The organism is Phycisphaerales bacterium (assembly GCA_040221175.1).
Classification (GTDB): Bacteria; Planctomycetota; Phycisphaerae; order Phycisphaerales; family UBA1924; genus JAHCJI01.
The window spans coordinates 1-11,751 of record JAVJVK010000015.1 but is presented as its reverse complement, the minus strand read 5'-3'; the positions used below and the strand labels follow the sequence as shown (position 1 = coordinate 11,751).

General features: G+C 63.6%; 10 protein-coding genes and 1 tRNA gene. 3 read left to right on the top strand and 8 right to left on the bottom strand.

Annotated elements, in window-relative coordinates; genetic code table 11:
- Window positions 1-9: 9 nt before the first annotated feature.
- Window positions 10-1,344, bottom strand: a complete 1,335-nt coding sequence (locus RIE32_11495; GenBank protein MEQ9096874.1) for an FG-GAP-like repeat-containing protein — start codon at window positions 1,342-1,344, stop codon at window positions 10-12.
- A gap of 63 nt (window positions 1,345-1,407) precedes the next feature.
- Window positions 1,408-3,150 (bottom strand): VCBS repeat-containing protein, encoded by a 1,743-nt coding sequence (locus tag RIE32_11490; GenBank protein MEQ9096873.1) that lies wholly within the window; start codon window positions 3,148-3,150, stop codon window positions 1,408-1,410.
- A gap of 610 nt (window positions 3,151-3,760) precedes the next feature.
- Here RIE32_11490 and RIE32_11485 point away from each other — a divergent pair.
- The gene (locus RIE32_11485) at window positions 3,761-4,480 is read left to right on the top strand and encodes a hypothetical protein (GenBank protein ID MEQ9096872.1); all 720 of its coding nucleotides are present in this window, start codon (window positions 3,761-3,763) and stop codon (window positions 4,478-4,480) included.
- A gap of 77 nt (window positions 4,481-4,557) precedes the next feature.
- Here RIE32_11485 and hpt read toward each other — a convergent pair whose 3' ends face one another.
- The gene (gene hpt / locus RIE32_11480) at window positions 4,558-5,136 is read right to left on the bottom strand and encodes a hypoxanthine phosphoribosyltransferase (protein MEQ9096871.1); all 579 of its coding nucleotides are present in this window, start codon (window positions 5,134-5,136) and stop codon (window positions 4,558-4,560) included.
- A gap of 120 nt (window positions 5,137-5,256) precedes the next feature.
- Between hpt and RIE32_11475 the strand changes: the two genes are divergently transcribed.
- Entirely contained in the window at window positions 5,257-6,432 is a 1,176-nt protein-coding gene (locus RIE32_11475; protein MEQ9096870.1) for a DegT/DnrJ/EryC1/StrS family aminotransferase, read from the top strand.
- Here RIE32_11475 and RIE32_11470 read toward each other — a convergent pair.
- The 3 genes from RIE32_11470 to RIE32_11460 form a co-directional block, all read right to left on the bottom strand.
- Window positions 6,420-7,646 carry a sigma-70 family RNA polymerase sigma factor gene (locus RIE32_11470; protein ID MEQ9096869.1) on the bottom strand — a complete coding sequence of 409 codons (1,227 nt, stop codon included), beginning with the start codon at window positions 7,644-7,646 and terminating at the stop codon, window positions 6,420-6,422. The genes RIE32_11475 and RIE32_11470 overlap by 13 nt on opposite strands.
- 10 nt (window positions 7,647-7,656) lie before the next feature.
- Window positions 7,657-7,995, bottom strand: a complete 339-nt coding sequence (locus RIE32_11465; GenBank protein ID MEQ9096868.1) for a YciI family protein — start codon at window positions 7,993-7,995, stop codon at window positions 7,657-7,659.
- A gap of 111 nt (window positions 7,996-8,106) precedes the next feature.
- Window positions 8,107-8,697, bottom strand: coding sequence for a biotin transporter BioY (locus RIE32_11460; GenBank protein ID MEQ9096867.1), 591 nt, complete (start codon window positions 8,695-8,697; stop codon window positions 8,107-8,109).
- Window positions 8,698-8,770: 73 nt separating this feature from the next.
- On the opposite strand from RIE32_11460, the gene RIE32_11455 reads away from it, so the two are divergent.
- Window positions 8,771-8,857 (top strand) — tRNA-Ser (locus tag RIE32_11455).
- A 157-nt stretch (window positions 8,858-9,014) separates the two neighbouring features.
- Here the strand turns inward: RIE32_11455 and RIE32_11450 are convergent.
- Window positions 9,015-10,994 (bottom strand): aconitate hydratase, encoded by a 1,980-nt coding sequence (locus RIE32_11450; protein MEQ9096866.1) that lies wholly within the window; start codon window positions 10,992-10,994, stop codon window positions 9,015-9,017.
- An 85-nt stretch (window positions 10,995-11,079) separates the two neighbouring features.
- On the bottom strand, window positions 11,080-11,751 hold a 672-nt coding region (locus tag RIE32_11445; protein ID MEQ9096865.1), incomplete at its 5' end, for a transposase.

Here is an 11,751-nt window from a genome sequence, read left to right as displayed (position 1 = left end):
CATCCGCCCCTACGGGCACCCCGCGTCGAAGGCGTTCTGGAAGGCCAGGAAGTCGAAGATCGTCAGCCGGCCGTCGCCGTCGAAGTCGGCCTGGGCGTCGCCGGCGTCGAAGAGATTCTGGAAGGCAAGGTAGTCGAAGATCGTCAGCGCACCGTCGCCGTCCAGGTCCGGCGGGCAGGGCTGGTTGGGCACGCACCGGCCCAGCAGCACGCTCAGCTCGTCCGAGCGCACGCAGGCGATCATCGCGTCGGGCGCGCCGTCGGCGTTGACGTCCGCCAGCGTCACGCCGCGGGGGCCCAGGCCCGTCGCCACGCGGCGCTGCGGCTCGAACGCGCCGCCGCCCACGCCAAGCAGGAGGCTCGCGTCGTTCGAGCCGCTGTTGGCCACCAACGCATCGAGCACGCCGTCGCCGTTGAATTCGCCCAGCGCCACGCTGGCCGGCTCGAAGCCCGCGGCAACGCGTTGCTGGGCGGCCAGCGCGCCGTCGCCCAGGCCCATCAGGACGCTCGCATCGCCCGACTGGAAGTTCGCCGCCACCACGTCCAGCGCGCCGTCGGCGTTGAGGTCGCCCAGCGCGAGCGCGTAGGGCGCTTGGCCAACCGCAAAGCGCCGCTGGGGCCCGAACGCCCCGTCGCCCAGGCCGAGCAGCACGCTCACGTCGCCGCTGCCCAGGTTAGCCACCACCGCGTCGAGCACGCCGTCGGCGTCGAGGTCGCCCAGCGCCACGGCCAGGGGATAGTCGCCCGCGTCGAAGCGTCGCTGCGGCCCGAACGTGCCGTCGCCCAGGCCCATCAAGACGCTGCAATCGTCGGAGAAGACGTTGGCGACGACCGCATCCAGCGCGCCATCGCCGTCGACGTCGGCCAGGGCGATGCTCAGCGGCCCACCGCCGGCCGCCACGCGGCGCTGCGGCTCGAACGTGCCGTCGCCGCGTCCCATGAGCACGCTGCAATCATCGGAGAACTCGTTGGCGACCATCGCGTCCAGCGCGCCGTCGCCGTCCAGGTCGCCCAGCGCCACGCACAGGGGAAACGCGCCCACCGGCAGGCGGCGCTGCGGCCCGAACGTGCCGTCGCCCAGGCCCCTCAGCACGCTTACGTCGTCCGAGTAGCGGTTGGAGACGACCACGTCCAGGTCGCCGTCGCCGTCCAGGTCGCCCAGGGCCACGCAATCGGCCCCATCGCCCGCGGCGTAGCGCACCTGGGCCTCGAACAGCCCGCCGGGATCGCACCGCTGGCCCGCCGCCGGGGCGGCCGCGGCGAGCACGCACGCCAGCGCCAGGACCAGGGCCCCCTCGAAGGCCGGCGCCCCCAACACGGCCACGTTCGCACGGCGTCGATGCATGGCGAGCCTCCCGCGGGGAGCGTACCGGGGTGCGATCCGGGCGGCCACGGGCCGCGACGGGTCCTACGGGCAGCCGGCGTCGAAGGCGTTCTGGAAGGCCAGGAAGTCGAAGAGGGTGAGGCTGCCGTCGGCGTCGAAGTCGGCGCGGGGGTCGCCGGCGTCGAAGAGGTTCTGGAAGGCGAGGAAGTCGAACAGTGTCAGCTCGCCGTCGCCGTCCACGTCGGCCGGGCATGCGCCGCTCTGGCCATAAATCACGTAGGCCCGACCGGCGCCGATGCCGCCGCTCTCGATGGCCCCGGGGGCGCCAACCAGGATGTCGCGGGCGCCATCGCCGTTGACGTCGCCCGCCGACGAGACCGACCAGCCAAGCTCGTCGCTGGGGTTCTCGCCGCGGATGCGAAAGCCCGCTTCGCCGCCGAGGTCTTCGAGCAGCACCCGGGAAGGGAAGTCGTCTGAGCGGCCGTACACGACGTACGCCGCGCCGAACTCGCTGGGGTAGGTCGCGCCCCAGCCCCAGGCGCCGATGGCCACGTCGTCCAGCCCATCGCCGTTGATGTCCCCCAGCGGCGCCACCGACCGGCCGGTCTGGTCCCCCGAGAACTGGCCATCGAACCGGGCGCCGTCGCTGGCCGCAAGGCCCTCGGTCAACAACAGTTCGGGGAAGGACGGCTCGCCGGGTCCGCGGCCATAGATGACCCAGGCCGCGCCGCTGTTGCCCACCCGGAAGGCGTCGCGCACGCCGATGATCACGTCGTCCACGCCGTCGCCGTTGAGGTCGCCCGCCGAGGCGACCGCCTCGCCGAAGTTCTCGAAATCGAACTGGCCGCGGATCTCGAAGCCCAGCCCCGACAGGCGGGCGATGGAGATCGTGCCCGAGGGCGTCCCGGCGCGGCCGTAGATGACGTAGGCCGCGCCCGCCCGTTCAACAGAGTAATACGGATGCCCGCCCCAGTCCGTCGAGCCGATGATCACGTCGCCCAGGCCGTCGCCGTTGATGTCGCCCGCCGCCGCGACCGACCGGCCCAGGTGCGCCCGGTAGCCCTCGCCGATCACCGCGAACCCACCGGCCGCGCCGATGGGGATCGTGGCGTCGAAGCCGGTCGTGCGGCCGAAGATGACGTGGGCCCGGCCGCTGTCCCGCCACGCGCCGTAGTAGTCGTCCGAGCCGACGATGACGTCGTCGATGCCGTCGCCGTTGACGTCGCCCGCGCCGGCGACGGCGTTGCCCACCCCGTAGCCAAAGCCCGCTTCACCCAGCAGGGTGAAGCCGTCGCCGCCATCGAGGTCGGCTAGGTCCACCACGGCCGGAAATCCCCCGGACCCCATCGCCCGGCCGAACACCACCGAGGCCCGGCCATCGCCACCGGCCGCCCGCGCGTTGCCGATGATGATGTCGTCGACGCCGTCGCCGTTGACGTCGCCCGCGCGGGCCACGCTGCGGCCCTCGACGTCGGCGGGCTCGAAGCCGTCGATGCGAAAGCCATTGGCGCCGTCCAGGTCCTCTACGTCGATCACCGCCGGGAAGCCGCCCGCATCGCCGAAGACGACGTAGGTCGCCCCCAGCCCGGCGCCGTTGGCCCGGGCGACGATAAAGTCGTCCACGCCGTCGCCGTTGACGTCGCCCGCGTTCGAGACGCTCCGCCCCAGCCCGGGCGCAGCGGGGACGCCGTCGACGGCGAAGCCGTTGCCGCCGTCCAGGTCCTCGACGTGCAGCTCGGCCGGGAACGTCTGGGCCAAGGCGGGGGCACACGCCGCGGCCAGGCCGCAGGCGGCCAGGATAGAGGCGGTTCTCGTGGTCGCGGGCATGGGGTTCTCCTTCTCCGGGTCAGGATAACCGAAGACCGACACGATCACGAGGCCGATCGCCGGCCCCGTGCGCGTTCTTCGTGCGTTACCCGGCCATCATGCGTTGGGTTGCGGTCCCGGCGCCCCCTTTTGGAGCCGCAAGACGGGGGCCTGGGGCCGCGGGATGCCCTTTCGGGGCCGTGGGATGGCATGGCCAGACCGCACCACGGGATCCTGGAGCCGCAACATCAGGTCTTGGAGCCGCGACGTTGCCTTCCGGGGCCGCGGGATCGCGTTTCGGAGCCGCAAGATCGCATCTCGGGGCCGCAAAATGACGTTTCGCGGTCCTTTTGCCTTATTTTTGTTCGGGTTGGCGGCGTGTGCAACGGCCCTGACGAGCCGGCAGGGCCGATTCTCCGTGTAAGAACCAAACATAAGAACGTCCCCCGGCCCCGGCCCGTTCTCGGACGGTCGGAGGGCGCCGGCGACAAAATCCGCGGAATCCGCACATCCGACTCAACCGGCCCCTCGATTGTTTCGATGACCCCTCCATCGGGCGGGCGACGGCGGCGTGTGCCGCGGCCCGGCCATGGTTCCACGCGGCACGGCGCCGCGGAAAGGGGCGCTCATCATGAGCACGAAGTATCCCGTCAACGACGACGCCTTCATTCTCTGGGCACGCGAGCACGTGACGCTGTGGGAGGGCGGCCAGGCAGGGCCGCCGGACATCGGCGTCACGTTGCAGCAGGTCCAGGACCTGGCGGCGCTCGTCACCGACGGGGAAAGTAAGTTGGCTTCGGCCAAGGCCAAGCGCACCGCCTACCGCTCGGCGATCGACGAGAAGGATTCTTCCTTCGGGTCGATCAAGGGGCAGCTGGGCAGCATGTTCGACTCGATCGATTCGTTCGCCAAGAGCTCGGGCGACCCGGACGTGTACGCACGCGCCGGTTTGCCCGAGCCGAAGACTCCGAGCGAGCGGCCCGCGCCGCCGGCGGCCACGGCCGTGACGACGCGCGTTCGTCCGGGGGGCAATGTTTTATTCGGCTTCAAGCTGCGCAGCGGGGGCGGGTGCGTCTACGAGGTGCAGCGCCGCACGACGACCCTGGGCAATGTTGTGTCGCCCTGGGAGTTCGTCGGGCTGGCCGAAGATAATAAGCGCTTCGAGGACACGGAGGTTCCTCGCGGCGTGGCGAGCGTCAGTTATCGCGTCCGCGCGCGCCGCACCAACGGCAACGCGGGCGAGTGGAGCGACGCCTCGACGGTGTACTACGGCACCGATGGGCAGCTGTCCACCGAGCCGGTGGTGGCCGAGGCGAGCGAGGCCAAGACGCCCGATTCCGGAGCGGCCTGAGGCCGGTTCGGTTCGCGGGCGGAACTTCCTACCACGCCGCGGCGGGCGCGAGGGCGCGCTCCCCGCGGCGTGATCGTCTATGCCCTGAGCACGGCGATATTCGGCAGGTTGCGGTACCACCCGTCGTAGTCCAGCCCGTAGCCCACGACGAAGGCGTCGGGCACGTCGAAGCCCACGTAGTCCGGCTCGCTCTGGGGCGGCAGGTCGGGGGCGCGCTCGACTTCCTTTCGAAGCAGCACGGCCGTGCGCACGCTGGCCGGGCCGGTCGCCTGCACCAGCTGCTTCACCGCCGCCAGCGTGCGGCCGCTGTCGAAGATGTCGTCGACGATGAGCACGTGGGCGTCCTTCAGTTCGTCGGTCGGCCCGCTGCCCAGCGTCACGCCCTGGCTCTTGGTTGCCGTGCCGGGGTAGCTGCTGGCCTGGATGAGTTCCAGACGCAATCGCATGGGCATCGAGCGCACCAGATCGGCGGCGAAGACCAGCGCCCCGGTCAGGACGGGCACGACGACCAGCCGGTCGGCCCCGCGGTCCAGCTCGGCGTCGCTGGCGATCTGCGTGCCCAGCTCGACCACGCGGCTGGCGATGCGCGTGCGGTCGATGAGGATGCGGTCGATCTCCGGGTGGGGGTCGGCGTGCGGTGGAGGTTCTGGAGCCATAGGCGGCCAGTCTAGGAAAACCGGGGAACCCCCGCCGGCCGCGGCATCGGCCCGGGCCGGGTTCCTAGCATTCTCATCCGAATCCACGGACGGTTCTCGACACGGCTCCAGGAGAGACTGATGACCCAGGCCACGGCCTCAAAGCTCGCACTCGACGGCGGCGCCCCCACCTTCGACTCGCCCGTCGCGTTCATGCGCCCCCAGCTCATGCCCCAGGACGTCGAAGCCGCCCACGAGGTCCTCAAGAGCGGCATGCTGCGGGCCTCGACCAAGTGCGCCGAGCTCGAGGAGCGCTTCGCCAAGGCCAGCGGCGCCCGGCACGGCCTGACCTGCGCCAACGGCACCTGCGCCCTGCAGCTTGCCTACCGCAGCCTGTTTCAGCGCGGCGACGAGGTGCTCGTGCCCGCGTGGACCTACATCGCCACCGCCAGCATGCTGGTGGCCGAGGGATTGATCCCCGTCTGGGTCGACGCCCTCGAGGACACGATGCAGATCGACGTCCAGGACGCCGCCCGCAAGGTGACCAGCAAGACCAGGGGCATCGCCGCCACGCACCTCTACGGCATGCCGGTGGACATCAAGGCCGTGCAGGAACTGGCCAAGGCCAAGGACCTCAAGGTCGTCTACGACTGCGCCCAGAGCCATCTGGCGACGATCGACGGGGACGGCATCGGCGAGTTCGGCGACGCGTGCACCTACTCGTTCTACGCCACCAAGAACCTGGGCACCGGCGAGGGCGGCATGGTGACCGTCAACGACGACACGCTCAAGCGCGACATCGAGCTCATGCGCAGCCACGGCGAAACCGACAAGTACCTGCACGAGCGCATCGGCTTCAATTACCGCATGAACGACATCACCGGCGCCATCGGCTGCTCGCGCCTCGACCGCCTGCGCGAGGAGACCAACGCCCGCCGGGCCGCGGCCGACCAGTACGACAAGGTGCTCGGCGAGATCGACGGCGTGCTGGCCCCCGGCCGCACCAAGGGCGCCGACGCGGCGTGGCACCTCTACACCGCCAAGCTCGATCTGGACCAGTTCACCTGCGACCGCGATACGTTCGTCAAGGCTCTGAACGCCGAGGGCGTGCCCACGGCCATCCACTACCCGCGCTCGCTGACCCACCAGCCGGCGTTCAAGGACTACGTCAACGCGCAGTCCGGCGGTCACCCGCCCGTCGCCGAACGGCTGGCCAGCAAGGTCTTCTGCCTGCCCATGCACCACGAGCTCGACGGGCCGACGGTGACCAGGATCGGCCAGGCAATCGCCAAGGTGGCCTCCCACTACCGCCGCTGAGCCATCGCCTTCAGCTTTCGATTCACCAGAGCCCGCTGCGGCTTCGAGCACGGCATCGCCAACGCCCGCTCGAACTGCTCGCGGGCCTCGTCGTTGCGCCCGGCCCGCCGGAGCAGTTCGCCCCGCACGATGCTCGCCTGGGCGTAGCGATCCATCGGTCCGATCGAATCCAGCTCGGCGAGCCCGGCGTCGGTCCCCCGCGTCATCGCGATCGCCACCGCCCTGTTCAGCCCCACCACCGGCCCGGGCTTGATCTCTCGCAGCATGTCATAGAGCGAAACGATCTCGTCCCAGTTGGTCTGGTCGAAGCTGGCCGACCGCGCATGCACGGCGGCGATGCCGGCCTCGAGGTGGTATGCGGTCAATTCGTCGCCCGCAGCCGAGCATTGCAGGTGGTGGAAGCCGCGCGAGATGAGGTCGCGATCCCACCGCGAACGGTCCTGGTCTTCGAGCAGCAACAGCGCGCCCTGGGCATCGCTCCTCGTTTCCAGTCGCGATGCGTGAAAGAGCATGAGTGCCAGGAGCGCGTGGGCCGCGGGACTGGCCGTGCGCTCGTCTTGCACGAGCATTGCGCCCAAGCGGCAAGCCTCCTCCAAACGATCACGCTGGATCACATCCTCGCCCTCGCCCGCCGAATAGCCCTCGTTGAAGAGCAGGTACACCGTCTCGAGAACGCTGCGAAGCCGCGGCCGGAGTTCCTCGGGTTCGGGCATTTCCATCGAGATGCCGCCCTCGCGGATCGCACGCTTGGCCCGTACCAGCCGCTGCGCCGCCGCCGATTCGCTGATCAGGAACGCCCGCGCGATCTCGCCGGTGCCCAGGCCCGCGACGAGCTTGAGCGTGAGCGCGATGCGCTGCTCCCGCGGCAACTCCGGGTGGCAGCACATCAGCATGAGCCGGACCTGCTCATCCAGCTCGTCGTGCGCGCGTGCATACGCGTTGCGCTCGGCCCACGCCCGCAGCTTGGGCTCGTGCCTTCGTAGCGTCGCGTCCCGCCGCAGCGCATCGAACGCCCGACGCCGGGCGACTTGCGTGAGCCACGCGGCGGGATGGTCGGGCACGCCACTGAATCGCCAATGCCGCAGCGCCTCGACGAGCGCTTCCTGCACCACGTCTTCGATGAGGTCGAGCTTGCCCGGCCCGAACACCGCTACGAGCGACGCCGACAGCCGGCCGGACTCGTGCCGGAACAGGTGGTCGACCAGTTCGGGCACGCCGCCCGAGTCAGTGGGCGTCGATCTGCCGGACGTGGGTGCTGGCGCCATACTTCACGTGCGGGCTGCTGCGGGCGATCTCGACGGCCTCGTCATATGAAGCCGCATTGATGGTAAAGTACCCGCCCAGCACTTCCTTGCTCTCGGCGAACGGGCCATCGGTCACGCCGCTCTGGGTGACGACCTTTCCGCCCTCGTCGGCCAGCTTCTCGCCACCTTCGAGCTTGCCGGCCTTGCCCATCTTCTGGGCCCAGGCACCGTACTCCCGGACGACCTGCTGCATCTGCTCGGGCGTCAGGTCGGCGTAGTCGGCGGGGTTATCGAACAACAACAGCATGAACTTCGGCATCATGGGCTCCTCTCAGGGTTCGATCCGCGGCCGCAGGGGAGGCGCGGCCTTGGGCTCACCCATGTAGACGCACGTGCAACGCCCGACTCGACACCGCCGCTCAAAAAAACTTCACCACACCCGCCGCACGCACCACGGGGCCACCGCCAGGCCCACCAGTACGGCGATGACGCTCTTGATGACCATGCCCGGCAGGAAGGGCACCATGCCGCCTTCGATGGCCCGGCCCAGCGAAAAGTCCCGCACGATGGCAAGCCAGGGCACGCCGATGGCGAACACGACCATGTGTGCCGCCAGCACCGCCAGCACGATCGCCAGCCAGCCGCGCGGCATCCCATTGCGGTCCTTGACGATCATTCCGACGACTGGCTGGCATGCGAGGAAGCCCACGATGTAGCCGCCAGTCTGCCCCAGGATCACGCCCAGCCCGACGGATTCCTCGGCAAACAGCGGCACCCCTACGACGCCCGCACCAATGTACAGCAGCATGCTCATGGACCCGGCACGCGGCCCCAGGCAAAGGGCGGCAAGCACGACGAATAGCGTCTGGAGCGTCATCGGAACGCCATCGGGCGGCAACGGCACGGCGACGTGCGCGCCGAATGCGGTCAAGAGCGCGAACGAGGGCACCCCCAACATCCACCAGTACGCCCTGGACAACGATCGATCGGCCGTACGACTGAGTTCAGGTGCTTGGGCCATGGGGCGACATTGTTGGCACCTGTCCGGCTCGCCAAGGGCCCGGGAGCGGCCTACAGATTCCCTTCCCCATCCCGGAGAGGTGGCGGAGCGGTTGAACGCGCCGGATTCGAAATCCGGTATGGCCTTCGGGTCATCGGGGGTTCGAATCCCCCCCTCTCCGTGGAAAAAAACCTGAAGGGTGACAAGCTACTTGAGGTATAGGTAGGGTGTGGGGTGTAGGGAAAAATTGAATTCCATTAGAACCCAAGGGGACTTTTTTATTTGAAACTTCTGTCCTGTAGCTTTTCCCTACCAAAAAGGGGACAGTTAACCCAAATTTAGATATTGACAGATTGAGCAACTTGTGACTTAGCTTTAAAGTGATTGATTAAGCCGCCACAAAGCATAATTTCTACCTGACGGGGACTCAGGCTATGAGTCATGGGATATATGATGTCCTTAGTTAGGTTTTTCACAGGAATTGAACGCCCTGCCTCTAACGCATCCCGTAAGCCAATAATTTCCAGTTCATCTCCTTCGCTGATACTGTCGTAATCCTGAGGATTGACAAACTCTAGGGGCATAATTCCAAAATTCACCAGATTTTGCCAACCAATCCGGGCATAAGATTTAGCTAAGACAGCCACTTGCCCCAAATAACGGGGTGCGATCGCGGCGTGTTCCCGACTAGAACCCTGAGCATAGTTACTTCCGCCAACAATAACATGTCCCCCAGATTTTTCCTTAGCGGCTTCTGCCCGTTGCCAAAATGTCTCATCCTTCATGTAATAGACAAACTGGCTAATTCCGGGGATATTACTGCGATAAGGTAAAACCCGCGCCCCTGCAGGTAAAATTTCATCGGTAGAAATATTATCCTTCACTTTCAACAGCACAGGCACAGAAATGTCATTGGGTAAAGCGGCAAATTCGGGGAAGGATTTAATATTGGGTCCCTTTTCCAGTTCCACTGTCCTGCCATTGTCTGGCGGAGCCACTAACATATCGGTATTAATGATTTCCGTTTCTGGGGCAATGAATTGGGGATAGGTGATACCAAAACGCTGTTCCAACTCACGCGGATCAGTGATTTCCCCCGTAATAGCCGCCGCTACAGCCGTTTCTGGACTACACAAATACACTTGATCATCAGCCGTTCCCGAACGCCCAGGGAAGTTACGCGGCATTGTCCGTAAAGAGATTTGATCAGAAGCGGGTGCTTGTCCCATGCCGATACAACCTAAACAGCCTGCCTGATGAAATCGTACCCCAGCATGAATTAAATTCATAAAGGCGTCATCCATTGCCGCTAAATTCTCAATCACCTGGCGGGAGGTTGGGTTAACATCAAAGGATACGCGATCATGAACAATTTGTCCTTTCACAATTTGGCTGACTATCCAGAAATCACGCAACCCTGGATTTGCTGAGGAACCAATCACCACCTGATTTACGGGGCGTCCCTGCACTTCGGTAACCGGAACAACATTTCCAGGACTACTGGGACAGGCAATTAAGGGAACCAGTTCCGACAAATTAATCATGTCATAGACATCGTATTCAGCGTCCTCATCGGCAACCCGTTCTACCCAATCCTGTCCTCGCCCTTGAGCCTCTAAAAATCGCTTAATTTCAGCATCAGAGGGAAAAACAGTGGTTGTGGCACCCATTTCCGTTCCCATGTTGGCGATAACATGGCGATCCATGGCACTGAGTTGGGCAAGTCCGGGTCCATAATATTCAATAATCATGCCCCGACAGCCGTGGACATCGTAGCGGCGCAACATTTCCAGGACAACATCTTTGGCACTAACCCAATCGGGTAATTTCCCCAAAAGTTTCACACCCAAGACTCTGGGCATTTTCACAAACATGGGTTCCCCCGCCATTGCCATGGCGACATCAATTCCACCCGCGCCAAAGGCTAGCATTCCCAGGGAACCTGCGGCTGGGGTGTGACTATCAGAACCGATTAAGGTTTTGCCGGGAATACCAAAGCGTTCCATCTGAACGGGATGGCTGACACCATTGCCAGGGCGACTATACCAAACGCCAAACCGTTGACAGGCGGATCGTAAAAACAGATGATCATCGGCATTTTTATAGTCGGTTTGCAGGAGATTGTGATCGACGTATTGTGCTGAAAGTTCAGTTTTAACTCGATCAATACCCATGGCTTCTAACTCCAGCATGACCATGGTTCCTGTGGCATCCTGGGTCAAAGACTGATCGATCCGGAGTCCAATTTCTGCACCAGGTTCCATCTTGCCAGAAACCAGATGAGATTGAATCAGTTTTTGGGTGACATTCAAGGGCATGAGTTGATCTCCTGCTATTTATAGTTGGTAAAAGTATAGTCAAATATAGACAGACTAAATTTCATTGCAGAAATTCCCTTCGCTTTTACTTTGAGAGATTAATTCTCCTTGGGTGAACTACGCACCTCTCTATCCCATAGCGGTTAAACGCATTTGGGAATGCTTTTCGTAAAATATTGTAAGCACATAAGACATCAGATTGAACAAGAACCCCCTGATTTGTACGATATAAACCTCGTTTAATTCTTTTTCCACTAAAAACGGGTTTTTCAGTGAGCTGTCCATAAACGGGGAGAGGATCTAAATTCAAAAAATTAGAAGCTGATGTATAGGATTCTTCTTGAAGAATCACAGATATTCCGGCTAATTGACATTTGTAAATAATCCTGTCAATTAATCGAGCATGAGGAACGGTCACAAATTTTTGATTGTTGACTTTTCCTAAGTTCACTTCTTGTTTCCAACCGTCATTTTTCCCAATTACTAAAGTGGTGATATCTTGAGCAACTAAGAGATTGACTAAATAACGACTAGCTCGGTGAAGATAATTATCTATCTTCTGATTACGGCAACGGGTTAAACGACGAATTCTCTGGGAACTTTGACGATTGCTTTTTAAGAGAGATTGTAACTTCGCTCGACGCTGATTATAAAATTGATTTAGGCTTTTTAACGGTCTGCCATTAATCAACAAAGGAGTAAAACCCGGTTGATTTGAAGTTACAGCCATCAAATTATCTATACCTAAATCTATCGC

Bases quoted from the DNA above. Each gene is read 5' to 3' on its own strand.
- RIE32_11495 (MEQ9096874.1), bottom strand. From the start codon at position 1,344: ATGCATCGACGCCGTGCGAACGTGGCCGTGTTGGGGGCGCCGGCCTTC.
- RIE32_11490 (MEQ9096873.1), bottom strand. From the start codon at position 3,150: ATGCCCGCGACCACGAGAACCGCCTCTATCCTGGCCGCCTGCGGCCTG.
- RIE32_11485 (MEQ9096872.1), top strand. From the start codon at position 3,761: ATGAGCACGAAGTATCCCGTCAACGACGACGCCTTCATTCTCTGGGCA.
- hpt (MEQ9096871.1), bottom strand. From the start codon at position 5,136: ATGGCTCCAGAACCTCCACCGCACGCCGACCCCCACCCGGAGATCGAC.
- RIE32_11475 (MEQ9096870.1), top strand. From the start codon at position 5,257: ATGACCCAGGCCACGGCCTCAAAGCTCGCACTCGACGGCGGCGCCCCC.
- RIE32_11465 (MEQ9096868.1), bottom strand. From the start codon at position 7,995: ATGCCGAAGTTCATGCTGTTGTTGTTCGATAACCCCGCCGACTACGCC.
- RIE32_11460 (MEQ9096867.1), bottom strand. From the start codon at position 8,697: ATGGCCCAAGCACCTGAACTCAGTCGTACGGCCGATCGATCGTTGTCC.
- RIE32_11450 (MEQ9096866.1), bottom strand. From the start codon at position 10,994: ATGCCCTTGAATGTCACCCAAAAACTGATTCAATCTCATCTGGTTTCT.